Source organism: Pseudomonas sp. B21-010, assembly GCF_024749325.1.
Lineage (GTDB): Bacteria > Pseudomonadota > Gammaproteobacteria > Pseudomonadales > Pseudomonadaceae > Aquipseudomonas > Aquipseudomonas kilonensis.
The window spans coordinates 279532-305679 of the sequence record NZ_CP087198.1 but is presented as its reverse complement, the minus strand read 5'-3'; the positions used below and the strand labels follow the sequence as shown (position 1 = coordinate 305679).

The 26148-nt window shown below is 62.0% G+C and carries 23 protein-coding genes; 9 read left to right on the top strand and 14 right to left on the bottom strand.

Annotation, left to right across the window (positions count from 1 at the left end; all coding sequences use genetic code 11):
- Window positions 1-44 precede the first annotated feature (44 nt).
- Together ilvA and LOY50_RS01295 are read left to right on the top strand one after the other, a co-directional pair.
- Window positions 45-1559 (top strand): threonine ammonia-lyase, biosynthetic, encoded by a 1515-nt coding sequence (gene ilvA, locus LOY50_RS01300; RefSeq protein ID WP_214511008.1) that lies wholly within the window; start codon window positions 45-47, stop codon window positions 1557-1559.
- 45 nt (window positions 1560-1604) lie between these two features.
- Entirely contained in the window at window positions 1605-2030 is a 426-nt protein-coding gene (locus LOY50_RS01295; RefSeq protein ID WP_214511009.1) for a DUF2269 family protein, read from the top strand.
- Window positions 2031-2134: 104 nt separating this feature from the next.
- Here LOY50_RS01295 and LOY50_RS01290 read toward each other — a convergent pair whose 3' ends face one another.
- Entirely contained in the window at window positions 2135-2791 is a 657-nt protein-coding gene (locus LOY50_RS01290; RefSeq protein ID WP_258690169.1) for an HAD family phosphatase, read from the bottom strand.
- Window positions 2792-2934: 143 nt separating this feature from the next.
- Here LOY50_RS01290 and LOY50_RS01285 point away from each other — a divergent pair, with 143 nt between their 5' ends.
- Window positions 2935-3414, top strand: coding sequence for an RNA pyrophosphohydrolase (locus LOY50_RS01285; RefSeq protein WP_003186867.1), 480 nt, complete (start codon window positions 2935-2937; stop codon window positions 3412-3414).
- A gap of 22 nt (window positions 3415-3436) precedes the next feature.
- The gene (ptsP, locus tag LOY50_RS01280) at window positions 3437-5716 is read left to right on the top strand and encodes a phosphoenolpyruvate--protein phosphotransferase (protein WP_253470882.1); all 2280 of its coding nucleotides are present in this window, start codon (window positions 3437-3439) and stop codon (window positions 5714-5716) included.
- 185 nt (window positions 5717-5901) lie between these two features.
- Here ptsP and LOY50_RS01275 read toward each other — a convergent pair whose 3' ends face one another.
- Entirely contained in the window at window positions 5902-6648 is a 747-nt protein-coding gene (locus LOY50_RS01275) for an NRDE family protein (RefSeq protein WP_258690168.1), read from the bottom strand.
- Window positions 6649-6999: 351 nt separating this feature from the next.
- Between LOY50_RS01275 and LOY50_RS01270 the strand changes: the two genes are divergently transcribed.
- The 3 genes from LOY50_RS01270 to LOY50_RS01260 all read left to right on the top strand — a co-directional run bounded on the left by LOY50_RS01270 (window position 7000) and on the right by LOY50_RS01260 (window position 9681).
- A complete protein-coding gene (locus LOY50_RS01270) occupies window positions 7000-7782 on the top strand; it encodes a sulfite exporter TauE/SafE family protein (RefSeq protein WP_253470878.1) in 783 nt (260 codons plus the stop codon).
- A 68-nt stretch (window positions 7783-7850) separates the two neighbouring features.
- Complete coding sequence (lgt, locus tag LOY50_RS01265; RefSeq protein WP_003196626.1) at window positions 7851-8660, top strand: prolipoprotein diacylglyceryl transferase; 810 nt, start codon at window positions 7851-7853, stop codon at window positions 8658-8660.
- Window positions 8661-8709: 49 nt separating this feature from the next.
- A complete protein-coding gene (locus tag LOY50_RS01260; RefSeq protein WP_258690167.1) occupies window positions 8710-9681 on the top strand; it encodes a thymidylate synthase in 972 nt (323 codons plus the stop codon).
- Between the two features lie 93 nt (window positions 9682-9774).
- On the opposite strand, the gene cadR is transcribed toward LOY50_RS01260, so the two are convergent.
- Window positions 9775-10221, bottom strand: a complete 447-nt coding sequence (cadR, locus tag LOY50_RS01255; protein WP_003196623.1) for a Cd(II)/Pb(II)-responsive transcriptional regulator — start codon at window positions 10219-10221, stop codon at window positions 9775-9777.
- Window positions 10222-10307: 86 nt separating this feature from the next.
- On the opposite strand from cadR, the gene LOY50_RS01250 reads away from it, so the two are divergent.
- Window positions 10308-12527, top strand: coding sequence for a heavy metal translocating P-type ATPase (locus LOY50_RS01250; RefSeq protein WP_258690166.1), 2220 nt, complete (start codon window positions 10308-10310; stop codon window positions 12525-12527).
- 157 nt (window positions 12528-12684) lie between these two features.
- Here the strand turns inward: LOY50_RS01250 and LOY50_RS01245 are convergent, their stop codons facing one another.
- Genes LOY50_RS01245 through LOY50_RS01235 form a run of 3 tightly spaced genes read right to left on the bottom strand, consistent with a single transcriptional unit; the run spans window position 12685 to window position 17893 of the window.
- Window positions 12685-15732 carry an efflux RND transporter permease subunit gene (locus tag LOY50_RS01245; RefSeq protein WP_253470864.1) on the bottom strand — a complete coding sequence of 1016 codons (3048 nt, stop codon included), beginning with the start codon at window positions 15730-15732 and terminating at the stop codon, window positions 12685-12687.
- Window positions 15729-16793 carry an efflux RND transporter periplasmic adaptor subunit gene (locus LOY50_RS01240; RefSeq protein WP_253470862.1) on the bottom strand — a complete coding sequence of 355 codons (1065 nt, stop codon included), beginning with the start codon at window positions 16791-16793 and terminating at the stop codon, window positions 15729-15731. The genes LOY50_RS01245 and LOY50_RS01240 overlap by 4 nt, the downstream gene beginning before the upstream one ends.
- Entirely contained in the window at window positions 16790-17893 is a 1104-nt protein-coding gene (locus LOY50_RS01235) for an efflux RND transporter periplasmic adaptor subunit (RefSeq protein ID WP_253470861.1), read from the bottom strand. The genes LOY50_RS01240 and LOY50_RS01235 overlap by 4 nt, the downstream gene beginning before the upstream one ends.
- Window positions 17894-18133: 240 nt before the next feature.
- On the opposite strand from LOY50_RS01235, the gene LOY50_RS01230 reads away from it, so the two are divergent.
- Window positions 18134-19294, top strand: coding sequence for an AAA family ATPase (locus tag LOY50_RS01230; protein WP_214511018.1), 1161 nt, complete (start codon window positions 18134-18136; stop codon window positions 19292-19294).
- 129 nt (window positions 19295-19423) lie between these two features.
- On the opposite strand, the gene LOY50_RS01225 is transcribed toward LOY50_RS01230, so the two are convergent.
- The 8 genes from LOY50_RS01225 to LOY50_RS01190 form a co-directional block, all read right to left on the bottom strand.
- Entirely contained in the window at window positions 19424-20305 is an 882-nt protein-coding gene (locus LOY50_RS01225; RefSeq protein WP_258690165.1) for a transporter substrate-binding domain-containing protein, read from the bottom strand.
- Window positions 20302-21084, bottom strand: coding sequence for an amino acid ABC transporter ATP-binding protein (locus LOY50_RS01220; RefSeq protein ID WP_253470853.1), 783 nt, complete (start codon window positions 21082-21084; stop codon window positions 20302-20304). The genes LOY50_RS01225 and LOY50_RS01220 overlap by 4 nt, the downstream gene beginning before the upstream one ends.
- On the bottom strand, window positions 21081-21740 hold the full coding sequence (locus LOY50_RS01215) for an amino acid ABC transporter permease (protein WP_258690164.1): 660 nt from the start codon (window positions 21738-21740) through the stop codon (window positions 21081-21083). The genes LOY50_RS01220 and LOY50_RS01215 overlap by 4 nt, the downstream gene beginning before the upstream one ends.
- Window positions 21721-22386 (bottom strand): amino acid ABC transporter permease, encoded by a 666-nt coding sequence (locus LOY50_RS01210; RefSeq protein ID WP_214511022.1) that lies wholly within the window; start codon window positions 22384-22386, stop codon window positions 21721-21723. Before LOY50_RS01210 ends, LOY50_RS01215 begins: the two co-directional genes overlap by 20 nt.
- Window positions 22387-22885: 499 nt before the next feature.
- A complete protein-coding gene (locus LOY50_RS01205; protein ID WP_253470850.1) occupies window positions 22886-23668 on the bottom strand; it encodes a MetQ/NlpA family ABC transporter substrate-binding protein in 783 nt (260 codons plus the stop codon).
- Window positions 23669-24015: 347 nt separating this feature from the next.
- Window positions 24016-24951, bottom strand: coding sequence for a sigma 54-interacting transcriptional regulator (locus LOY50_RS01200; RefSeq protein ID WP_253470849.1), 936 nt, complete (start codon window positions 24949-24951; stop codon window positions 24016-24018).
- Between the two features lie 47 nt (window positions 24952-24998).
- Window positions 24999-25580: an alpha/beta hydrolase gene (locus LOY50_RS01195; protein WP_018608891.1), complete on the bottom strand. Its 582-nt coding sequence runs from the start codon at window positions 25578-25580 to the stop codon at window positions 24999-25001.
- 213 nt (window positions 25581-25793) lie between these two features.
- Window positions 25794-26039, bottom strand: coding sequence for a DUF2789 domain-containing protein (locus LOY50_RS01190; protein WP_214511025.1), 246 nt, complete (start codon window positions 26037-26039; stop codon window positions 25794-25796).
- Window positions 26040-26148: the final 109 nt, after the last annotated feature.

The following is a 26148-nucleotide window of genomic DNA, read 5'->3' as shown; positions in this document are numbered from 1 at the left end:
TTAGACTCCTTGGCCCTGCCCAACCCGCTCAGTGATGCTTTCCGATGCTCGAACAGTACGTCAAAAAGATCCTCACCTCGCGCGTTTACGACGTTGCCGTAGAAACCCCGCTGCAGACCGCTCGCCAGCTCTCCGAGCGGCTGGGCAACAGCATTTTGCTCAAGCGCGAAGACTTGCAGCCGGTGTTCTCGTTCAAGATTCGCGGGGCCTACAACAAGCTGACCCAGCTCAGCGACGAAGAGCGCGCACGCGGCGTGGTCACGGCTTCGGCGGGCAACCACGCCCAGGGCCTGGCCCTGGCGGCCAAGGTACTGGGCGTCAAGGCCACCATCGTGATGCCCAAGACCACCCCGGAAATCAAGGTCGAAGGCGTGCGCTCGCGTGGCGGCAAGGTGGTGCTGCACGGTGACTCGTTCCCCGAAGCCCTGGCCTATTCGCTGAAACTGGTCGACGAAAAAGGCTACGTCTACATCCACCCGTATGACGATCCCCACACCATTGCCGGGCAGGGCACCGTGGCGATGGAAATCCTGCGCCAGCACCCGGGGCGCCTGGATGCGATCTTCGTCCCGGTGGGCGGTGGCGGGCTGATTGCCGGGATCGCGGCCTACGTGAAATACCTGCGCCCGGACATCAAGATCATCGGCGTCGAGCCGGACGATTCCAATTGCCTGCAAGCGGCCATGGCCGCTGGCGAGCGCGTGGTCCTGCCGACCGTGGGGCTGTTCGCCGACGGCGTCGCCGTGGCACAGATCGGCCAGCACACCTTCGACATCTGCAAGCACTACGTGGACGAAGTGATCACCGTCAGCACCGACGAGATCTGCGCTGCGATCAAGGATATCTACGACGATACCCGCTCGATCACCGAACCTGCCGGCGCCCTTGGCGTGGCTGGGATCAAGAAATACGTCGAGTCGCGGGGTGTCAGCGGCCAGACCCTGGTGGCCATCGACTCCGGTGCCAACGTCAACTTCGATCGCTTGCGCCACGTTGCCGAACGCGCCGAACTGGGCGAGGGCCGCGAAGCGATCATCGCCGTGACCATCCCCGAGAAGCCGGGCAGCTTCAAGGCGTTCTGCGAAGCCGTCGGCAAGCGCCAGATCACCGAATTCAACTATCGCTACAACACCGGCAGTGAAGCGCACATCTTCGTCGGCGTGCAGACCCACCCGGAAAACGACCCGCGCAGCGCGCTGATCGCCAGCCTGACCGAACAAGGCTTCCCGGTGCTGGACCTGACCGACAATGAACTGGCCAAGTTGCACATTCGCCACATGGTCGGCGGGCATGCGGCCCATGTCATCGACGAAGTGGTGCTGCGTTTCGAATTCCCGGAACGCCCGGGCGCGCTGTTCAACTTCCTCAACAAGCTGGGCGGGCGCTGGAACATCTCGATGTTCCACTACCGCAACCATGGCGCGGCGGATGGTCGTGTGGTCGCCGGACTACAGGTGCCGCACGACGAGCGCCACCTGGTGCCGGCTGCCCTGGAAGAAATCGGCTACCCATACTGGGATGAAAGCGATAATCCGGCCTATCAACTGTTCCTGGGTTGATAAAGCCGGGCTAGGCTGTGAGCAAGACTTGAGGAAAATCCAACAATGGAAACATTGACTGCGCTGAAGATCGCTCACGTCGTCGCCACCGTACTGCTGCTGGCGGGTGCCCTGGGGCTGGCCGCCTGGGTCTGGCGCACACGCCGCAACGGCGATGCCACGGCGGCGGCACGCACGCTGCAACGTCCGCGGCTGTTCATCTGGCTGGTGATGATCCTGGCCCTGGCAAGCCTGCCCTTCACGGGCTGGTGGATGGTGCATCAGGTTGGCTGGTCGCTGGGGCAGACCTGGCTGCTGGCTTCCAGCGTGCTCTACACCGTGGCGGCGCTGGCGGGGTTCTGGCTGGTGGTGCGACTGAACAAATTGCGCAAGACGCCGGGAGGTAGCGGGAAGTTTACCTTTGCCTTGGCGCTGTTCAGTGTTGTCTGCTTTATCGCCATTGCGGGGTTGATGGGGGCCAAGCCGGTTTAAGGCTTTGGACCGCGGCGGCCCCATCGCGAGCAAGCTCGCTCCCACAGAGATTGTGTGATCGACGCAAATCCCCTGTGGGAGCGAGCCTGCTCGCGATAGCTATTTCAGCCGCGCAACGAAATCACCGGCCAACCCCGCTTCTGGGCCTCGGCCCGAAGATTCGGATCCGGATCCACCGCCACCGGATGCGTCACCACCTCCAGCAGCGCCAGGTCATTCATCGAGTCGCTGTAGAAATAGCTGCCGTCAAGCGAATGCCCGGTCTCTTCCAGCCAACGGTTCAGCCGGGTCACCTTGCCCTCGCGAAAGCACGGGACATCCGTGCTGCGTCCGCTGTAGCGCCCGTCGATCATCTCGCACTCGGTGGCGATCAGGGTCTCGACGCCCAGGCGCTCGGCAATCGGCCCGGTGACAAAGCGGTTGGTGGCGGTGATGATCACCAGCTTGTCGCCAGCGTCACGGTGTTTTTTCAGCAATTCGACGGCCTGGGGCAACACGATAGGCTCGATGCAGTCGCGCATGTAGTCCAGGTGCCACTGGGCCAGCACGTCCATTTCGGTACGGCCGAGGATTTCCAGGCAAAAATTCAGGTACTCGGCGTTGTCGAGCTTGCCGGCCAGGTAATCCTGGTAGAACTCGTCGTTGCGTGCCTTGTAGGTGACAGCGTCCAGGAAACCGCGCTCGCACAGGTAATCGCCCCACGCGTGGTCGCTGTCGCCGCCCAGCAATGTGTTATCCAAGTCGAATAAAGCCAGCCGCATTGCAGTTACTCGCTGAAAAATCTGAAGAAAGGCGTCCAGAATACGGACTTTTCACAAGAGTGCACATAAGCTAGGCGGGCTCGTTGCTGCTTTCACAACCTTTGTGGAACAATGCGGCGACATGCGTTTGCGAGGTTGTTGCCGTGATCGACCCCGATGGTTTCCGCCCCAATGTGGGGATCATTCTTACGAATGATGCAGGGCAGGTGCTATGGGCTCGCCGTATCAATCAAGACGCCTGGCAGTTTCCTCAGGGCGGGATCAACCCCCAGGAGACGCCGGAAGAGGCCTTGTACCGCGAGTTGAACGAAGAAGTGGGGCTTGAGCGAGAAGATGTCGAAATACTCGCCTGCACCCGCGGCTGGTTGCGCTATCGTTTGCCGCAACGCCTGGTCAGGACGCACAGCCAACCGCTGTGCATCGGCCAGAAGCAGAAATGGTTTCTCCTGCGCCTGATCTCCAACGAGCAGCGGGTGCGGATGGATTTGACCGGTAAACCGGAGTTCGATGGCTGGCGCTGGGTCAGCTATTGGTATCCGTTGGGCCAGGTGGTGACATTCAAGCGCGAAGTGTACCGACGCGCTCTCAAAGAGCTTGCCCCGCGCCTGCTGACGCGCGACTGACGACGGAGTTCGACCCCGAGCCATGCTCAATACGCTGCGCAAGATCGTCCAGGAAGTTAACTCCGCCAAGGATCTCAAGGCGGCGTTGGGGATTATTGTATTGCGTGTCAAAGAGGCCATGGGCAGCCAGGTCTGCTCGGTCTACCTGCTGGATCCCGAGACCAATCGTTTCGTGTTGATGGCCACCGAGGGCTTGAACAAGCGCTCCATCGGCAAAGTCAGCATGGCCCCCAATGAAGGCCTGGTCGGTCTGGTCGGCACACGCGAAGAACCCCTGAACCTCGAAAACGCCGCGGATCACCCGCGCTACCGCTACTTTGCCGAAACCGGCGAAGAACGCTACGCCTCGTTCCTCGGGGCACCGATCATCCACCACCGCCGCGTCGTCGGCGTGTTGGTCATCCAGCAAAAAGAGCGCCGCCAGTTCGACGAAGGTGAAGAAGCCTTCCTCGTGACCATGAGCGCGCAACTGGCCGGGGTTATCGCCCACGCCGAGGCCACCGGCTCGATCAGCGGCCTGGGTCGCCAGGGCAAGGGCATCCAGGAAGCCAAGTTCGTCGGCGTACCGGGTTCACCCGGCGCGGCGGTGGGCACGGCGGTGGTCATGTTGCCGCCCGCCGACCTGGACGTGGTGCCGGACAAGGCCATCGCCGATATCGACGCCGAGCTGGGCTTGTTCAAGACCGCCATCGAAGGCGTACGCGCCGACATGCGCGCCCTGTCGGCCAAGCTGGCGACGCAGCTGCGCCCTGAAGAGCGCGCGCTGTTCGACGTTTACCTGATGATGCTCGACGATGCCTCCCTGGGCAGCGAAGTGACCACCGTCATCAAGACCGGTCAGTGGGCCCAGGGCGCGCTGCGCCAGGTGGTGACCGACCACGTCAACCGTTTCGAACTGATGGACGACGCCTACCTGCGCGAGCGGGCCTCGGACGTCAAGGACCTGGGCCGCCGGTTGCTGGCCTACTTGCAGCAAGAGCGCCAACAGACCCTGGTCTACCCCGACAACACCATCCTGGTCAGTGAAGAGCTGACCCCGGCCATGCTCGGCGAAGTGCCCGAAGGCAAGCTGGCGGGGCTGGTCTCGGTATTGGGTTCGGGCAACTCCCACGTGGCGATCCTGGCCCGGGCCATGGGCATCCCGACGGTGATGGGCCTGGTGGACCTGCCGTACTCCAAGGTCGACGGCATCCAGATGATCGTCGACGGCTACCACGGCGAGGTCTACACCAACCCCAGCGACGTGCTGCGCAAGCAGTTTGCCGATGTGGTCGAGGAAGAAAAGCAACTGTCCCTGGGCCTGGATGCGCTGCGGGACCTGCCGTGCGTGACGCTCGACGGCCACCGCATGCCACTGTGGGTCAACACCGGCCTGCTGGCCGACGTGGCCCGGGCGCAGAAACGTGGCGCCGAGGGTGTGGGCCTGTACCGCACCGAAGTGCCGTTCATGATCAACCAGCGCTTCCCCAGCGAAAAGGAACAGCTGGCGATCTACCGCGAACAACTGGCCGCGTTCCACCCGCAACCGGTGACCATGCGCAGCCTGGACATTGGCGGCGACAAATCCCTGTCCTACTTCCCGATCAAGGAAGACAACCCGTTCCTCGGCTGGCGCGGTATTCGCGTGACGCTCGACCACCCGGAAATCTTCCTGGTCCAGGCCCGCGCCATGCTCAAGGCCAGCGAAGGCCTGAACAACCTGCGCATCCTGCTGCCGATGATTTCCGGCACCCATGAACTGGAAGAAGCCCTGCACCTGATCCACCGGGCTTGGGGCGAAGTACGCGACGAAGGCACCGATGTACCGATGCCGCCAGTGGGCGTGATGATCGAAATTCCGGCGGCGGTGTACCAGACCAAGGAACTGGCACGGCAGGTGGACTTCCTGTCGGTGGGCTCGAACGACCTGACCCAGTACCTGCTGGCCGTGGACCGCAACAACCCGCGGGTCGCGGATCTGTACGACTACCTGCACCCGGCGGTGCTGCAAGCCTTGCAGAACGTGGTGCGTGACGCCCATGCCGAAGGCAAGCCGGTGAGCATCTGCGGCGAAATGGCCGGCGACCCGGCCGCCGCAGTACTGCTGATGGCGATGGGGTTCGACAGCTTGTCGATGAACGCCACCAACCTGCCGAAAGTGAAATGGATGCTGCGCCAGATCAACCTCAGCAAGGCCCAGGAATTGCTCGCGGAGGTGATGACCATCGACAACCCGCAAGTGATCCACAGCTCCTTGCAACTGGCGCTGAAGAACCTTGGGTTGGCGCGGATGATCAATCCGGCTTCGAACAAGACTCTCTAGGCACGAGCACCTGTGGCGAGGGAGCTTGCTTCCGCTGGGCTCTGTAGGAGCTGGCGAAGCCTGCGATCTTTTGATCTTTTGATCTTTTGATCTTTCGCTTGAGATTCAAGTGTCTGGGGAAAGATCGCAGCCTCGCTTCGCTCGTCAGCTCCTACACAGCTCCTACAAGCTCCTACAGGGCTGAATCAAATGTGCAGCGCCACCTCCCCCAAATGTCCCCCATGCGGCCCGAAACTGCGCTCGACCATCTGCCGCGTCCCATCGGCATGGACAATCAGCGCCGTACTCGCCCGCGTCCCGTAGGCCGGGCTGGCGATGAACACACTCGATAGCAGCATCTCGGTCGCCACGCCCACCCCCGTATCAGGCAGCTCAGCCACCGGAGCAGGCTGCGGGTCGTTCAGCAGCGTAAGCAGTGCCTCGGGCTGCGGATCGTCCAGCACCTCGCCCAGCGCCGCGCGGGCCTTGAGCAACTTGGGCCATGGCGTGTTCAACCCAGCGTTCGACAAGCCATAGAGCCCCTCGCCCAACCGCTGCGGCTGGGCATCGCGGGCGTTGTGGTGCCACAACTCGACGCCATCGCCGAGCAGCAGGTTGAACCCGCCATACTCGCTGGCGCGGGGCACGATTTCGCTCAAATACTCGGCAATCGAAAGATTGCCGGTCAGGAACCGCGCCACCAGTTCGCCGCGCGACTTGAATGCCGGTAACTGGCCCGGGTCACGGATGTTGGTCAGCGCCGCAAAGCGCCCTTCGGCGCCAATGCCAAGCCAGGTGCCGCCAGCCTCCAGGTCGCGACCAGCATGCACATGGGGCGCATCAGGCCACTGGGCCAGGGGCAAGGTCGGCCGGGCATAGAACTCGTCGCGGTTGGCCGCCACGATCAGCGGCCGGGCATGGCCGGGGCGCCAGGCAAATACGATCAGGCACATCAGGTTGTCCCGTTAACAATGCCAATCCATTGAAAGAATAAAGCCGAACACTGCTTTTGTGGCGAGGGCGCTTGCTCCCGCTGGGCTCTGTAGGAGCTGGCGAAGCCTGCGATCTTTTGATCTTGATCTTTCGCTTGCGACTCAATTGCCAGTGGAGAGATCGCAGCCTCGTTGCACTCGACAGCTCCTACACAGCTCCTACAACGGGAGCAAGCTCCCTCGCCACAAAAACCACGCGTTGCACCTACTCTACCCATACCTCCATCATGCATCCATCGCCTTCAGTAGAGCCCAAGCCCCTCGATCCGTTACCATGCCGCTCTTATTTCAGGGATGGACGGGGAGACGCTGGTGGAATTTTTGCTCTATCTGCTGCTCGGCGCCTGCGCCGGCGTGTTGGCCGGGTTGTTCGGCGTGGGGGGCGGGATGATCATCGTCCCGGTGCTGGTGTTCAGTTTCACCCTGCAGGGTTTCGACCCGCAGGTGTTGACGCACCTGGCCGTCGGCACCTCGCTGGCATCGATCATCTTTACCTCGGTCAATGCCGTGCGTGAGCACCAGCGCAAAGGCGCGGTGCGCTGGCCGATTTTCGCCTGGATGACCGTTGGAATCCTGATCGGTGCCGGTTTCGGCGCCGTCACCGCCGAAGCGATTTCCGGCCCGCACCTGCAAAAGATCATTGGTGTATTCGCCATGATCGTCTCCGTGCAACTGGCCCTGGACTTCAAGCCCAAGGCCAGCCGCACGGTGCCCGGCAAAGTCGGACTGACCTTGGCAGGCACGGTGATCGGCTGGGCCTCGGCGATTTTCGGCATTGGCGGCGGTTCGTTGACCGTCCCCTTCCTGACCTGGCGCAGCGTGCCGATGCAGCAAGCGGTGGCGACCTCATCGGCCTGCGGTTTGCCGATCGCCCTGGCCAGTGCTTTAAGTTTCATGATTCTGGGCTGGCACGATCCGCTGCTGCCGGCCCATAGTCTCGGTTTTGTGTATTTGCCGGCGCTGCTGGGCATCGCCCTGACCAGCATGGTCTTCGCCCGCTTCGGTGCGCGGCTGGCCCATCGCCTGTCGCCGCGCTTGCTCAAGCGGCTGTTCGCCGCCCTGCTATTCTGCGTCGGCTTGAGTTTCCTGTTCTGACGCAATCCTGGCTTAATCCCGAGGTGGCAGCGTCGCCCGGGTATTTTTGACGTTTACGAGGAATATCAATGCTGCCTTACCCGCAGATCGATCCGGTGGCCCTGGCCATCGGCCCGCTGAAAATCCACTGGTACGGCCTGATGTACCTGGTCGGCATCGGCGGCGCCTGGTTGCTGGCGTCGCGCCGGCTCAACCGTTTCGACCCGACCTGGAACAAGGAAAAGCTCTCCGACCTGGTGTTCTGGCTGTCCATGGGCGTGATCGTCGGCGGGCGCCTGGGCTACGTGCTGTTCTATGACCTGAGTGCGTACCTGGCCAACCCGACGCTGATCTTTGAAGTCTGGAAAGGCGGCATGTCGTTCCACGGCGGGTTCATCGGCGTGATGCTGGCGGCGTTGTGGTTCGGCAAGCGCAACAACAAATCGTTTTTCGAGCTGATGGACTTCGTCGCGCCGATGGTGCCGATCGGCCTGGGCGCCGGGCGTATCGGCAACTTCATCAATGCCGAGCTGTGGGGCAAGCCGACCGACGTGCCGTGGGCGATGATCTTCCCGCCGTTCAGCGACCCGGCGCAGTTGCCGCGCCACCCGTCGCAGCTGTACCAGTTCGCCCTCGAGGGTGTGGCACTATTCCTGATTCTATGGCTGTTTTCGCGCAAGCCGCGGCCAACCATGGCGGTGTCGGGTATGTTCGCCCTTTTTTACGGTATCTTCCGCTTCATCGTTGAGTTCGTCCGCGTCCCGGACGCCCAGCTCGGCTATCTGGCGTGGAACTGGCTGACCATGGGCCAGGTGCTGTGCCTGCCGATGATCGTCGGCGGCCTGGCGCTGATCTGGCTGGCTTATCATCGTGCGCCAGCTGCGGCGGCCAAGGTTTAAAATTCGAACCCCGGGGCGCTGGCCCCGGGTTCAAGGACACAGGTAACCCATGAAGCAATATCTCGATCTGGTGGCCGACGTCATCGAGCACGGCACCCGACAAGCCAACCGCACGGGCGTAAATACCATCAGCCTCCCCGGCGCTATGCTGCGCTATGACCTGAAGAAAGGCTTCCCGGCCATCACCACTCGCAAGATGGCCTTCAAATCGGCCATCGGCGAGATGTGCGGCTTTCTGCGCGGCGTGAACAATGCCGCCGAATTCCGTGCCCTGGGCTGCAAGGTCTGGGACCAGAACGCCAACGAAAACGCCCAGTGGCTGGCCAACCCGTTCCGCCAGGGCGAAGACGACCTGGGCGAGATCTACGGCGTGCAATGGCGCAAATGGCCGGCCTACAAACAGATTCCCCTGAGCAACCCGGCGGCCATCGAGCAGACACTGGCCCAGGGCTACCGGCAGATTGCCGAAGGCGAAGAAAACGGCCAGGCCTACGTGGTGCTGTACAAGGCCATCGACCAGGTTCGCCAGTGCATCGACACCATCATCAAGGACCCGGGCAGCCGGCGCATCCTGTTCCACGGCTGGAACTGCGCCCAGCTCGATGAGATGGCCCTGCCGCCGTGTCACCTGCTCTACCAGTTCCACCCGAATGTCGAGACCAAGGAAATCTCCCTGACCCTCTACATCCGCTCCAACGACCTGGGCCTGGGCACACCGTTCAACCTCACCGAAGGCGCCGCACTGCTGAGCCTGATCGGCCGCCTGACCGGCTACACGCCGCGCTGGTTCACCTATTTCATCGGCGACGCCCACGTCTATGAAAACCACTTGGACATGCTCAACGAACAGCTCACCCGCGAGCCGTTCCCGATGCCCAAGCTGGTGATTTCCGAGCGTGTGCCGGAGTTTGCCAAGACCGGTGTGTACCAGCCTGAGTGGCTGGAGCTGGTGGAGCCGAGCGACTTCTCCCTCGAAGGCTACCAGCACCACGCGCCGATGACCGCGCCGATGGCGGTCTAAAAGGATCCCACCATCACCCCTGTGTGCAGGCCTATGGGAGCAAAGCTTTGCTCCCATAGGCGACTCTGTGTATTGGGGATTGGTGGCAAGGGCTCAATGCCCGTGACTACGCCCCACATGCGAATGCTCCACCTCCGGCGCCACCGCGCCACTCACCTCCAACCGCTGCAAGATCCCGCATTGATCCAGGTCCGGCCCTTCGCCACAACGATGGCGCAGGTCGATCAGTTGCGTCTGCAAGGCCAGCAGGCCGTCGATGCGGGCCTTGACGTGTTGGATGTGCTCGTCGATCAGCGCGTTGACGCTTTCGCACTGGTCCTGGGGGCTGTCACGCAGAGCCAGGAGGCTGCGGATTTCTTCCAGGGTCATGTCCAAGGTGCGGCAATTGCGGATGAACGTCAGCCGCTCGGCATGGGCCTGGGTGTAGACGCGGTAATTGCCGTCGCTACGGGCCGGTTCCGGCAGCAAGCCTTCGCGCTCGTAGTAGCGGATGGTTTCGACCTGGCAGTCGGTGATTTTCGCCAGTTCTCCGATCTTCATGCTGCGACCTCCCAAATAGGTGCTTGACCCTATAGTGGCTATAGGGTCTTTACTGTGCAACAGGCACTTTTCACGGACGTCACCCGATGAGCGATTCCCTTCACATCCACAAACCCGACCACGGCCATGACCACGGGCATTCCTGCTGCGCATCGAAAGCAGCCCCGTCGCAGGTCATCCTCGGCAAAACGCCGACGGACGGTGCGCGGCTGAGCAGTTTCCGCATCGAAGCCATGGACTGCCCCACCGAACAGACGCTGATCCAGAACAAGCTCGGCAAGCTCGAAGGCGTGCAGCAACTGGATTTCAACCTGATCAACCGCGTGCTGGGCGTAACCCACGATTTGCCGAGCGACGCGCCGATCATCAAGGCCATCGAATCCTTAGGGATGCGGGCCGAGCCGATGACTCCAGGCAAAGAGAAAGCCACCCCTGACTTGCCCGCCCCGGCCAAGCCCTGGTGGCCGCTGGCGCTGTCCGGCGTGACAGCCCTGGGCGCCGAGGTGATCCACTTCACCAACGCCGCGCCAAACTGGGTGGTCGCAGTGGTGGCATTGGTGTCGATCCTCAGCGGTGGCCTGGGTACCTACAAAAAGGGCTGGATCGCCCTGAAAAACCGCAACCTGAACATCAATGCGTTGATGAGCATCGCCGTGACCGGCGCCGTGCTGATCGGCCAATGGCCGGAAGCGGCGATGGTGATGTTCCTGTTCACCGTGGCCGAGCTGATCGAAGCCAAATCCCTGGACCGGGCGCGCAACGCCATCAGCGGCCTGATGCAGATGGCCCCGGAACAGGCCACCGTGCAACAGGCCGATGGCAGCTGGCAGGCACAAGACGTAAAAGTCATCGCACTCGGTGCGCGGGTACGGGTTCGCCCGGGCGAAAGGGTTGGCCTGGACGGCGACGTGGTCGCCGGTCGTTCGACCATTGACCAGGCACCGATCACGGGCGAGAGCCTGCCGGTGGAAAAAACCATCGGCGACAAGGTGTTCGCCGGCACCATCAACCAGGCCGGCGAATTGGAATACACCGTGACCGCGGCGGCCGATCACTCCACGCTGGCGCGAATCATCCACGCCGTGGAACAGGCCCAGGGCTCCCGCGCGCCGACTCAGCGCTTCGTCGACCAGTTCTCGAAAATCTACACCCCGGCGGTGTTTGTCCTGGCCTTGGCCGTGGCCGTCATCCCACCGTTGTTCATGGGCGCGGCATGGTTCGACTGGATCTACCGGGCGCTGGTGCTGCTGGTGGTCGCCTGCCCCTGCGCGCTGGTGATTTCCACCCCCGTGACCATCGTCAGCGGCCTCGCTGCCGCCGCGCGCAAAGGCATCCTGGTCAAGGGCGGCGTGTACCTGGAGGGCGGCTACAAGCTCGACTACCTGGCCCTGGACAAGACCGGCACGATCACCCACGGCAAGCCGGTGCAAACCGACTATGTGGCGCTGGCCCCGAGCGTGGAAACCACCGCTCCGGCCCTCGCCGCCAGCCTCGCGGCCCGCTCCGACCACCCGGTTTCCCGGGCGATTGCCAACGCGGCTGTGGATAAGCAACTGGCACAGCAGGCTGTGGATAACTTTGCGGCGCTTGCCGGGCGCGGCGTGCGCGGCGACATCGGCGGGCAGACTTATCACCTGGGTAATCACCGCCTCGTGGAAGACCTTGGCCTGTGCTCCCCCGAACTGGAAGAGAAACTCTTCGCCTTGGAAAAACAAGGCAAGTCCGTGGTGCTGCTGCTCGACGCTACCGGCCCCTTGGCGCTGTTTGCCGTGGCCGACACCGTGAAGGATTCCAGCCGCGAAGCCATCCGGCAACTGCATGACCTGGGCATCAAGACCCTGATGCTCACCGGCGATAACGCCCACACCGCCGACGCAATTGCCGCGCAGGTGGGCATGGACCAGGCGCGGGGCGACCTGTTGCCCGAAGACAAGCTGCAAGCCATCGAAGCGTTGTACGCCCAGGGTCACCGCGTCGGCATGGTCGGTGACGGTATCAATGACGCCCCGGCCCTGGCCCGTTCGGAAATCGGTTTCGCCATGGCGGCGGCCGGCACCGACACGGCCATCGAAACCGCCGATGTCGCCTTGATGGACGATGATCTGCGCAAGATCCCGGCGTTCATTCGCCTGTCGCGGCAGACTTCAAGCATCCTGAAACAGAACATTGCCTTGGCGTTGGTGATCAAGGCGATCTTCCTCGGGTTCACCTTCGCCGGGTTCGCCACCATGTGGATGGCGGTGTTCGCCGACATGGGGGTGAGTTTGCTGGTGGTGTTCAATGGGTTGCGGTTGTTGCGCAAATAAGAAGTCCTCGGTGGCTGGACGGGCCCTATCGCGAGCAAGCTTTGCTCCCACAGCAGATCTACAGTGAGTTCAAAATCCTGAACTCGCAACGATCCACTGTGGGAGCAAAGCTTGCTCGCGATGGGCTGCGCAGCAGCCCCCATGATTCAAGGCCAACTCAATCACGCTTCGGCTCGCGGATCTTGTACCAGGCCACATACAGCGCCGGCAGGAACAGCAGCGTCAACAGGGTGGCGATGATGATCCCGCCGATCATCGCGTAGGCCATCGGCCCCCAGAACACTTCCCGGGCAATCGGGATCATCCCCAGGCTCGCCGCAGCCGCCGTGAGCAGGATCGGTCGGCGCCGGTGCTCGGTGGCTTCCACCACCGCATCCCAGGGCTCGTAGCCGTCACGTTCGTATTCATCGATCTGGGTCACCAGGATCACCGAGTTACGGATGATGATGCCAATCAACGCGAGGATCCCGAGGATCGCCACGAAGCCCATGGGCGTGCCCGTTGGCACCAGCGCCAGCACCACGCCGATCAACCCGAGGGGCGCGACGCTCGCCACCAGGAACAGTTTCTGCACGCTGTGCAGCTGGATCATCAGGAAGGTCGCCATCAAGAACAGCATCAGAGGCACGACACTGGCGATCGGCCCTTGGGCCTTGCTGCTCTCTTCCACCGTACCGCCCGTGGCGACCTTGTAGCCCACTGGCAGGCCGGCGGCGAACTTGTCGATGGCCGGTTGCAGTTGCTTGACCAGGTCGGTGGGCTGGATCTCGTCACGCACCGCGGCCTTGATGGTGATGGTCGGCTTGCGGTCACGACGCCACACCAAGGGCTGTTCCAGTTCATAGCGCACCGTGGCGAACGCCAGCAACGGAATCGAGTTGCCACCCGGGGTGACGATTTGCAGGTTCTGCAGGGTTTCCGGCGAACCACGCTCGGCATCTTCGGCACGGCCAACCACGTCGATCAGGTAAATATCGTCGTTGACCTGGGTCACGGGCGAGCCGCTGACGATGCTGTTCATCAGCCTGGCCACATCATCGGAAGACAAGCCCAACTGCCGCGCCTTGTCCTGGGCGATGTCGATGCGCAGCACCTTGCCCGGTTCGTTCCAGTCGTAAATGATTTCGCCAATGTGCGAGTTCTTGTCCAGCTCGGTGGCCAGCTCGATCGCATGCTTGCGCACCTGGTCGATGTCCTTGCCGCTGACCCGGTACTGGATCGGCCGGCCCACCGGCGGGCCCATTTCCAGGGCCTGCACGTAGCTGCCAATCCCGACGAAATCCTCACGCAGACGCTTTTGCAGGCGCTCGGTGAGGGCCGTGCGCGACTCCAGGCCCTTGCTGACAATCACCAGTTGCGCGTAGTACGGGTTCTGCAGTTGCTGGTCCAGCGGCAGGTAAAAGCGAATCGCGCCTTCGCCGATGTAGGTGCTCCAGCGCTCGATGTCCGGGTCGCCCTTGAGGGTCGCTTCCAGGCGATCGACCGCCCGGCGGGTCTCGTCCATCGAGGCGTTTTGCGGCAGGTTGAGGTCCACCAGGATTTCCGGCCGGTCCGAGGACGGGAAGAACTGGTTCTGCACAAAACGCATGCAAAACACCGACAGCACGAACAGCAGCACGGTGATGCCGATGGCCCACCAGCGATTGCGCATCGCCCACAGCAGGCCACCGTTGAACGCCCGGCCGATCCGCCCCGGCTCGGCGCTGTGGGGTTTCACGTTGGTGCTGAGGATGTGCACGCCGATCACCGGGGCAAACAACACCGCGACGATCCATGACACCAGCATCGCCACGGCGATGACCGCGAACAGGGTGAAGGTGTACTCACCGGCGGAACTGGCGTTCAGGCCGATGGGCACGAAACCGGCCACGGTCACCAGGGTCCCGGTGAGCATCGGGAACGCTGTCGAGGTATAGGCGAACGTCGCGGCCTGGTCCTTGGTGTCGCCTTTTTCCAGGCGCGTGACCATCATTTCCACGGTGATCATTGCGTCGTCCACCAGCAGGCCGAGGGCGATGATCAACGCGCCGAGGGAAATCCGCTGCATGGTGATGCCGCTGTATTCCATGAACAGGAAGACCATCGCCAGCACCAGCGGAATCGAACAGGCCACCACCAGCCCGGCCCGTACGCCAAGGCTGATGAAGCTGACGACCAATACAATGATCACCGCCTCGAACAAGGCGCTGGTAAAACCGCCGACTGCCTCTTCCACCACCTCGGCCTGGTCCGACACGGTGTGCACGCCAACGCCCACCGGCAGGTCGGCGGTCAGTTCAGTCATGCGCGCATGCAGCGCCTTGCCGAAATCCTGGATGTTGCCGCCCTTCTTCATTGCGATGGCGAGGCCGATGGCCGGTGTACCGTTGAAACGGAACATCGGCGTGGCAGGGTCAACGTAACCGCGGCTGATATCGGCGATGTCGGCCAGTCGATAGAAGCGGTCATTGAGCCGCAGGTTGACGTTGGCCAGGTCTTTTTCCGACTGGAACTGCCCGGACGTGCGCACGGAAATCCGCTCGGGCCCGGCGTCGATGACCCCGGCCGGGGTCACGGCGTTCTGGGTTTGCAGGCTTTGCACGACTTGGCGCTGGTCGATCCCCAGGGCGGCAAGTTTGCGTGTGGAGAAGTTCAGGTAGAGCACTTCGTCCTGCTCGCCCACCATCTCGACCTTGCCCAGGCCCGGGACGTCATGGATCTCGGCGCGCACCTGTTCGACATAGTCGCGCAACTGGCGCATCGACAGGCCATCGCCGGTGAAGGCGTACACCGAACCGTAGACATCGCCGAACTCGTCGTTGAACCCGGGCCCTTGCAGGCCGTCAGGAAAATCGCCGCGAATGTCGTTGATCTTCTTGCGCACCTGGTACCAGATCTCGGGGATTTCCTTGGCCCCGGTGGTGTCGAGCAGGTACACGAACACCGTCGACTCCCCCGGTCGGGTGTAGCTTTTGACGTAGTCGAGGGAATCGAGCTCTTCGAGTTTTTTCTCGATGCGGTCGGTGACCTGCCTGAGGGTTTCTTCCTGGGTCGCGCCAGGCCAACGGGTCTGGATGACCATGGTCTTGATGGTGAACGATGGGTCTTCTTCGCGCCCCAGGTTCATGTACGAAAACACGCCCATCAACAATGCCACGAACATCAGGTACCAGACGAACGACTGATGCCGCAGGGCCCATTCGGACAGATTGAAAGGCCCTTTCATCGTGCTTCCTCGTCGAGTTTCACTTTCTGCCCCGGCTGGAGACTGTTCACCCCGGCGCTGACCACGCGATCGCCGGCCTTGATGCCGTTGGCCACCAGCACCGAGTTGGCCGAACGTTCGAGAATCCGTACATCACGGGGCGAGACGGTCTGGGTTTGCGGGTCGACCAGCCAGATGCGCGCCTTGCCGTCGATCTCTTGCAACGCGCTGAGTGGCAGCTCGATGCGCGGTTCGATGGTCGAGCTCAGGGTCACGCTGATGGCCGTGCCCAGGCGAAAACCTGGCGGTGTATCGGCCAACGTCAGGCGTGCGCGGCGGGTGCGGGTGGCGCTCTGGGCCTGGGGTTCGATCTCGCGCACGGTAGCGGTGGTGTGGATGCTCGGGTCCAACTGCGCGGCGACCTCGAACACCACGTCCGTGGGCAGGCGCTCGACCAGCCCGGCCGGCAGGTCGATCACCGCCTCCTTGATGTCCGGGCGGGCCAGGGTCACCACTTGCTGGCCGGCGGTGACCACCTGCCCGGCTTCGGCATTCCAGGCCGTGACGACGGCGTCGTGGTCAGTGTGCAGTCCGCTGTAGTTGAGCTGGTCGCGGGCCTGCTCCACCGAGGCCTTGGCCTGTTCGAGAGAGGCGCCAGTGGTTTTCAGGTCGGTCTGGGCGATGTCCAGTTGCGCCTGGGCACCGACGCCACGGTCGAACAATTGCTGCTGGCGGCGGGCATTGGCCTGGGCATTGATGTACTGCGCCTCGATCCGCGCCAGATCGCCCTCGGCGGCGCGCAACTGGTTCTGCTGGTCGGTAGGGTCGAGCGTGGCGAGCAGGTCGCCCTTCTTCACCTCCGCGCCGACGTCGACATTGCGACTGGCGATCCGTCCTGGCACGCGGAAACCCACGTTGCTCTCGTAGCGGGCCTGGATATTCCCGGCGAACCGCCCAAGCGCCTGCTGGTCGAGGGCCCTGACTTCAACGGACAACACCGGGCGCACCGGTTCGGGTGGCGCTTCTTCCTTGGAGCAGGCGGCCAGCAAGAGGCCGGCCGAAACCATCCATAAACGCTTCATGGCTGGGCTCCCGGCGTGGTTTTTCCAGAGGTGTTTTCAGCGATCTCGACGCGCACGCCCGGGTGTAGCAATTGCCCGCCTGCGGTGATGATTTTCTCACCGCCCTTGAGGCCATCGCTGATGATGACTTTGCCGGTCAGGTAGCGGCCGACGGTCACCGTTTGCAACTGCGCCTTGCCCTCGCCGTCCACCAGCCACACGGCCGGGTCACTGAGGTTCTTGGTCAGGGCCGACCAGGGCAGCTCGAAGGCGGTCTTGCCGGCGGATTTGGCCGTGGCACTGACCACCGAGCCCAGGTGCATGCCTTCGGGTAAATCATCGAGGGTGACCTTGACCTGCACGGTGCCGGTCTGGGCAGACACCGCCGGGGTGATCTCGCGCACCGTGCCGGTGGTCTTGATGGCGGGGTTATCCAGCAGACTGATGGTGATCGCAGGGTCCGACGGCGGTTCGCTCAACAGCGATTCGTAGATGTTGAACACCGCGTCACGTTCGCCATCCCGGGCCAGGCTGAAGATCGGCTCCGTGGCCTGCACCACCTGGCCGACTTCCGCCTGGCGCGCGGTGATGATGCCCGGGGCCTCGGCAATCAGTGCGGTGTAGCTCAGTTGTTCGCGGGCGTTGGCCAGTTGGGCCTGGGCGGCGGTCAGCGCACTCTGGCTGCTGCGCAGTTGAGCCTGGGCGGCGTCGTATTCGCTCTGGCTGGTGTAGCCCTTGGGCAAGAGTTTCTGCTGGCGCACGAACGCCGCCGCACTCTGCTTGACCCGCGCCTGCTCGGCGGCCACCTGGGCCTCGGCGGAGTCAACGTTGGTCTGCAGGTCCCGAGGATCGAGCCGGGCCAGCACTTGCCGGGCCGAAACCCGGGCGCCGACATCGACCTTGCGCTCGATGATCTTGCCGCCCACGCGAAACGACAGGTCGGCCTGCACCCGCGCCTGGACATCGCCGGTCAAGGTCACCGAAGCGGCGTATTCGCTGGGCACGGCTTGCTGCACGAAAACCCGTGGCAGGGCTTTTTCTTCGGGCTTCTTATCACCGCACCCCGTCAACAACACGCACACGCCCAAACCAATCATCAATTTGATTCCGGGACCAGCCATGCAGACTCCTTTGCGTTGTACGGACGTACCAGTGACGATACGACTGTGAGCTTAGAACAGGGTTCCACGAATACAACGGGTGCAGCAAATCAGGCAAACTGATCGCCGCCTGTAGGAGCTGCCGAGCGAAGCGAGGCTGCGATCTTTTGATCTTTCACTTGAGAATCAATGGGGTTCGGAAAGATCGCAGCCTCGCTTCGCTCGACAGCTCCTACGAACCCATGCAGCAGGAGTCTGCCCATGCTCAAGACATTGGCGGTGGCCAACTATCGATCGATCAACAAGCTGGTCATCCCCCTGGGCCGGCTTAACCTGATCACCGGTCCCAACGGCAGCGGCAAGTCCAATCTGTACCGCGCCCTGCGCCTGTTGGCAGAGACGGCCCAGGGCGGGGTGGTCAACGCCCTGGCCCGCGAAGGCGGACTGGACTCGACCTTCTGGGCCGGGCCGGAAGAAATCAGCCGGCGCATGCGTAACGGCGAAGTGCCGGTCCAGGCGATTGTGCGCCAGGGCACCAAGCGCCTGCGCCTGGGCTTCGCCGGAGAGGACTTCAGCTATTGCATCGCCCTGGGCTTGCCGGAGCCCAGTCGTTCAGCGTTTTCACTGGACCCTGAAATCAAGCGCGAATGCATCTGGGCCGGCCCGGTGTTTCGGCCGGCCAGCCTGCTGGTGGACCGCAACGGGCCGATGATCCGTGCCCGCGAAGGCCGCTCCTGGGATGTGCTGGCCCAGCACACGCCGACCTTCGACAGCCTGTTCGACCAGGTCGGCAGCCTGCGCACTTCGCCAGAGGTCTTGCAGATGCGCGAGTTCATTCGTCGCTGGCGCTTCTACGATCATTTTCGCAGCGATGCCGACGCCCCGGTGCGCCAACCGCAATTGGGCACCCGCACGCCGGTGCTGCACCACGACGGACGCGATCTGGCCGCCGCGTTGCAGACCATCCTTGAGATCGGTGACGTCGAGGCCTTGCACGCCGCCATCGGCGACGCATTCCCCGGTGCCCAACTGCACATCGAGAAACTGCAAGGCGGACGTTTCGCCATCGCGTTCCAACAGCATGGCCTGCTGCGGCCGCTGTCCGCCGCCGAACTGTCGGACGGGACCCTGCGCTATCTGTTGCTGGTGGCCGCCCTGCTCACACCAAGACCGCCCTCGCTGATGGTGCTCAATGAACCGGAAACCAGCCTGCACCCCGATCTGTTGCCGGCCTTGGCGCGGCTGATCATCCGGGCTTCAGTCAATTGCCAGGTCTGGGTGGTGTCCCACGCCACGCGCCTGATCGCCGCCCTGGAGCAGGATGAAGACTGCAATTGCATCGTGCTGGAAAAAGAGCTTGGGCAGACCGGGATTGTCGGGCAACGGGTGTTGGATGAGCCGGCGTGGCATTGGCCGGATTGAGTGGCGCCTGATCAACCGAATCGCGAGCAAGTTCGCTCCCACAGGGGGAATTGCGGTCGAACACAATTCCCCCTGTGGGAGCGAGCTTGCTCGCGATAGCTATCGGAAGGCCTAAACAAAATCAGCGAATCACCCCTGCCACTTGCCCCCCTCGACGATCACGCTCTCAGGCTTGGTGTCATCGCTCAATTCCTTGCGCACGTACTGATCGTACAGCTTGAGCAAATACTTCTCTTCACCCAGCTTCGCCAACTCGGCGTTGACCCAATCACGCAGCTCGATATTGCCCTTCTTCACCGCCGGTGCGATCGGCGCTTCGGCGCCCAGCGTCTGCTCCAGCACGCGATAGCCGGGGTTCTGCTTGGCCCAACTGAACAACACCAGATTGTCCTGGGCATAAGCATCGCCACGACCGTTGGCCAATGCTTGCAGGGACTCGGAGTTTTTCTCGAACTTGAGCAGTTTCCAGTCCGGGTGATTCCTGGTCAGCCAGATATCCGCCGTGGTGCCGGTGGTGACGATGGTGGTACGGGTCGCCAGGTCATCGAGGCTTTTCACCGAGCTGGCTTGTGGCACCAGCGCCTGCACCGCGACTTTCAGATTCGGGTTGGTGAACTCCACCGCTTCCTTGCGCTCCGGGGTCACGGTCATGTTGGCCAGGATCAGGTCGACCTTGTCGCTTTGCAGGAACGGAATCCGGCTCGCCGGCTCGACCGCGACGAACTCGACCTTGTTTTCATCGCCGAGCAGGTCCTTGGCAAAGCGACGGCCGATATCGGTATCGAAGCCGACATACCGCCCCGCCTCATTGACGAAGCCAAACGGTGGCTTGTCAGTGAAGACGCCGACGATCAACTTGTCCCGCGCCTTGATTTTGTCCAGGTAGCCGGCCGGCGCGGTGCTTTGGTCGGCGACGTTCGGCTTCGGCGGTTCTTCGGTTTTGTTGCAGCCGGCCAGCAGGAAGGCGGCGAGCAACGGCAGTAGCAGCAGAGAAGACTTGGCAGTTTTCATGACAGTTCCAGTTCCTTTGTTTGAGTCGTTTTGGGTAGTGCGGCGACGTAGGAGAACTTCTCCAGGAACTGCTGCGCTCGTGCGGTTTGCGGGTTCGTAAAGAAAATCTCGGGAGGGTTCTGTTCAAGGATTCGCCCGGCATCCATGAACACGATACGGTCAGCCACGGCGCGGGCGAAGGCCATTTCGTGGGTGACGATCAACAGCGTCATGCCGTCGCGGGCCAAGCCCTGGATGACTTCCAGCACCTCCTTGACCATTTCCGGGTCGAGGGCGGCGGTGACCTCATCGAACAACATGACCTTGGGGTTCATGCACAGCGAACGCACGATGGCGATGCGTTGCTGCTGGCCGCCGGAGAGCTGGCGTGGAAAGGCATCGCGCTTGTCCAGCAGGCCCACTCGGGCCAGCAAGGCTTCGGCCTGGCCGCACGCCTCGCGGCGGTTGCGTTTTTGCACTTTGACCGGGCCAAGCAGCAAGTTATCGAGCACGCTCATGTGCGGGAACAGGTGGTAGCTCTGGAACACCATGCCGATCTGCTGCCGCACTTCGCGCCAGTCGGTGCCCTTGTCCAGCAACTCGCGACCGGCGAATGTCAGGTTGCCGCTGTGGGCCACTTCCAGCCCGTTGAGGCAACGCAGCAAGGTGCTTTTGCCGCAGCCACTGGGGCCGAGGATGACGATCACTTCGCCTGGCTGTACTTGCAGGTCGATGCCGTCCAGCACCTGTTGCTCGCCGAAAAACTTGTTGAAACCCTTGAACTCAATCAATGCGCTCATGCTTGCGTCCAGCGCCGCTCCAGCACGCGCGAGGCGGCCGAGAGCGGGTAGCAAATGAAAAAGAAAAACAGGAACAACGCGCCGTAGATCAGCACGGATTCGTAGGTGCGTTCGATGATCTGCTGGCCGACCTTGATGACGTCCACCACGCCGATCAGCACGGCCAGGGAGCTGGTCTTGATGATGCGCGTATAGACATTGATGGTCGGCGGCGTCATGCGTCTCAGCGCTTGCGGCAGCAGTACATGGCCGTAGAGTTGCGGATCGCTCAGCCCGATCGACAAGCCTGCCTCCCGTTGGCCGCGCGGCAACGAATGCAAGGCGCCGCGCACTACTTCGCCGACTTCACTGGCGCCCCACAACGACAGCACCAGGACCGCGCACCAGAAACTTGGAATGCTCAGGCCAAAAAATATCGGCAAGCCGAAGAACAGCAAGTACAACCAGACCAGCACCGGGATCGCCCGAAACAGCTCCAGGTAGACCCGCAGGACGGTGTCCAACCACTTCACGCCCAGCGTACGCAACACGCCGTAAAGCACGCCGCCAACGGTGCTGATGGCGATGCTCAGGAAGGAAATCGACAGGGTTTGCGCAGCGCCCTTGCCCAGTTGCGGCAACGACACCCACAGCAACTCAAGACCCGAACTGGCCATGCTGGAGCCTCCTTTCCAGACGGCCGAGCAGCAGCGACAGTGGCAAAAACAGCAGCACGCAAATCAGCGTCAGCACGGCGAGCATTTCGTAGGTCTTGTAGTAGAGGGCGATGTAGCTTTTGGTGGTGTAGAGAATCTCCGGCACCGCCACGGCCGAGACCACCGTGGTCTCCTTCAGCAGGAAAATGAAGTTGGCGAACAGCGACGGCAGGCTGAGGATCCCGGCCTGCGGCAAGATCACGTAGCGCAACAATTGGCCGTGGGACAGCCCGATGGAGCGACCGGATTCCAACTGCGCCTGGGGCACCGCATCCACGCCCGCACGCAGCACTTCCGTGAGGTAGGCACCGCCCAGGAATGTCATGGTGATGATCGCCGCCGCAAACCCCGACACCTTGATACCCAGCGCCGGCAATGCGAAGTAGACGAAGAACAGCTGGATGAGCAGCGGCGTGTTGCGGGCCAGTTCCACGTACAGCCCCACCAGGCGTTGCAGGTACGGCGTGCGCAACACCAGGATCGTCGCGTTGACCAGCGCCACCAGCAGCGATGTGGCGATGGCGATAAAGCCGACCTGCAGCGTCACGCCCACAGCCTTGAGAAACGCCGGGAGGGTGCTGAGGATAAAAGCGTAATCGAAGTTCATTGAACATCCTGGACGCCGCTCGGTAAGCGGCGGTAGTGCGGTCCATGGGCAGCGGATAGCTACTCGGCAGGCACTGACTTTAATGGCATAAGAAAGGTAATTTAAATACCGTTAAAGCATATTGATATCACGCAAAAAACTATCCCCCGGATTTGCCGCAACGGGTAAAGACGACTATTTTTCTTGCGCCGCAGGGAGGATCTTTTTTCGACATCTCCCTCACCATTACAAGGAAGAAAACATGGCTGACGTAAAAGTGCCGCAGCGACTGGAACCGCGGGAAATAGTGAAATTGTTGGTGGCGTTGCGCCGGGCGTTGAAGAGCGGGGTGGCCTGATCTACCCCCTGTGGGAGCGAGCTTGCTCGCGATAGCGGCCTGTCAGTCACATCAGCGTTACTGATCAGCCGCCATCGCGAGCAAGCTCGCTCCCACAATAAAAAACGCCGACGCTGTATCAGCCGTCGGCGTTTGAAACCGTGAAAGGGTTTACCGCGCGAATCAGAACGCCGGCAGTACCGCACCGCTGTATTTTTTCTCGATGAATGCCTTCACTTCAGGGCTGGTCAGGGCCTTGGCCAGTTTCTGGATGGCCGGGCTGTCCTTGTTGTCAGGACGGGCCACCAGGAAGTTGACGTAAGGCGAATCCGCGCCTTCGATCACCAGTGCATCCTTGGCCGGGTTAAGACCCGCTTCCAGGGCATAGTTGGTGTTGATCAGGTCCAGGTCGACCTGGTCCAGCACGCGCGGCAGCATGGCCGACTCCAGTTCCTTGAACTTGAAGTTGTGCGGATTCTTGGCGATATCTTTCGGCGTCGCCAAAGCGTTTTTCGGGTCTTTCAACTCGATCAGGCCAGCCTTCTGCAGCAGGATCAGGGCACGGCCGCTGTTGCTGCCTTCGTTAGGCAGCGCGATGGTTGCGCCGTTTGGCAGATCAGCCAATTTTTTGTACTTCTTCGAATAGCCGCCGAACGGTTCGACGTGAACGCCGACCACGGTCACCAGATGGGTGCCTTTGCCTTCGTTGAAGTTCGTCAGGTACGGCAGGGTCTGGAAGTAGTTGGCGTCCAGGCGCTTCTGATCAACCTGTACGTTGGGTTGGACGTAGTCGGTGAAGACCTTGATTTCCAGGTCCACGCCTTCTTTGGCCAGGGCCGGCTTGATCAGCTCGAGGATTTCAGCGTGGGGCACCGGGGTGGCAGCCACCACCAGTTTCTCCGCGGCCTGGGTCAGGCCAGAGGTCAGGGCTGCCGCCAATGCGGTGAACAACAGAACCTTTTTCATGCAGTGTCCTTATCGAAAATCACTGTCGTCATGGACGACGGCCAAATGTGGAGTGCCAGTGAAGTGCTATCGCTGGCGTGAAGCGGACAATACCGATATTTTTTATTCCTTAACAATATCTTTTATTCAAGTTCATATTCATTTTACTCATATAGAAAAACACCGTTTTTGTGGCAAGGGAGCTTGCTCCCGCTCTGTGTAGGAGCTGGCGAAGCCTGCGATCTTTTGATCTTGATCTTGATCTTTCGCTTGCGACTCAATTGTCTGGGGAAGGATCGCAGCCTCGTTGCACTCGACAGCTCCTACACAGCTCCTACACAGCTCCTGCAGGCCAAGCGAGGTGTGCTCTATAGCGTTTGCTCCAAGCGATTGAGCAGCGCCTTGAGGGCTTCGCGCTCGGCTTGCGAACCCTGGGCAATGACCTGCGCCACCTGCTGATCAATCAGCTCCAGGGCTGAAGGCTGGGACGGCAGATTCAAGTGCTCCGGCAAAATCTCATCCCCCGTGCTCACCAGCAATGCGAAGTGAATGACGTTTTCCAGCTCGCGGGTGTTGCCCGGCCAACTGTGCCGCTCGAGAGCGGACTGCGCCGCTTCACTGATCAGCGGCACGCTGAGGCCGAGTCGCTGGCTGTAGATGCCCAGGAAATATTCGGCCAGGGACAGGATATCGCCCACCCGCTCACGCAGGGCCGGCAGTTCCAGTTGGCCTTCGCCAAGGTAATGGTAGAGCCGTTCGTGGAATTTCCCGGCCGCCACCGCTTGCGCCAGGTCGATGCTGGTCGCTGCCACCAGGCGGACATCCACCGGGCTGGGCTGATGCGCACCCACACGGGTGACTTCATGGTTTTCTAGGGCCGCCAGCAATTTGATCTGGATCGGCAGCGGCAAATCACCGATTTCATCCAGGTAAAGGGTGCCGCCGTTGGCCGAACCAAACCAACCGGCCCGGCTGCTGGCCGAACCGCTGTAGCTGCCGGCGGCATAGCCGAACAGTTCGGCGTCGGCGTAGGTCGGGCTGATGGCGCCGCAGTTGACCGACACAAACAACCCACCGCGATCACTTTCGCGGTGGATATGCCGGGCCAGAAGTTCCTTGCCGCTACCGGTTTCACCGCGTATCAACACCGAGACCGCACGCGGCGCCAGTTGCTCCAACGCCTGGCGCAACTGCCGCGAACGAGGGTCGACGAACACCAGCGCCTTGGCGCGAATGCTCAGGGGGCTTTTTTCCGCATCGGGAAAGGTCAGCAAGGGCTGACCGAAGGTTTCATGCAAACTCATGGCAGGCTCCCGCCCCAGACCGCCGGGAGACGGGGGGCGCTAAAAATTCAGGCGCGACGCAGGGCGTGATGCTCCATGCGGTTTTGCAGGCGATAGAGGTAAGCGAAACCCTGCTCCCAACGCTGGTGACCGGACTTCACGTTGATATGCCCCGCCCCGGACAGAATCCCGGCCTCGGCGCCCCAGTTACGGGCCAATTCCAGGGCGCGCGGGGCGCTCACGGCGGCGTCGTTGTCGGAGCTGACCACTTGGCTTGGGAACGGCAACAGATCAGTGGGAATCGGCGCGAAGTTGCGCAGCGCCGGAACGCAGGCCGGCCGCTCGACATCCGCCGGCGCCACCAGCAACGCCCCACGTACCTGCCGCAGGAACTGCACCGGCGCGGTGGCGGCCCAATGGGCCACCGTGATGCAGCCCAGGCTATGGGCAATCAGGATCACTGGCGTGCTGTCGGCGGCCACGGCCTCGGCCAGCGCCGCGACCCAATCTTCACGCCGAGGCGTGACCCAGTCGGCCTGCTCGACCCTGGCGCTGTTGGGCAGGCTGTTCTGCCAGTGGGTTTGCCAATGATTTTCCGGCGATCCTTGCCAGCCCGGCACAATCAGGTAGCGAATCGATTCGTTGCGCATGGGTGCTCTCCTGCGTGTCTGTTCCCGGACGAGTATAGGGAGGAGAGCTATATTATTTAAGGAATAAGAAGCTATTTGTTAAGACCTGAAAAGAATAAACGCTCCACCCTGTGGGAGCGAGCTTGCTCGCGATAGCGAACGGTCAGTCGACATCGATGTAACAGACATACCGCTATCGCGAGCAAGCTCGCTCCCACAGGTATTGCGTCGGTCTCACTCGCTACGCCCCTTGCGCAACAACACATCCAACTGGTCGATCACTTCCGCCCAGTCCGCATCCTCGAGGATCTCGTCGCGCAGCATTTGCCGCTGGCCCTCGCTCCAGAAAAACGCATCGGCCAGGTGCAGCCCAGGCTTGAGGGGCGAATGACTGGTTATAAATTGATCAATTCCCTGAGCGTCATCGGGCAAGCCCAGTTGCTTGAATAATGCGGAAAGAGGGTGAATTGGGGTTTCCATACGGGCCTCCTGAACATAATGGAGATGGCGGGGTGTTTCTCCGCAGTCTAGCCCCTCGACGACCGCCAGACTGATCAAAATTCAATCAACCCTCGACTCGACTAGACTT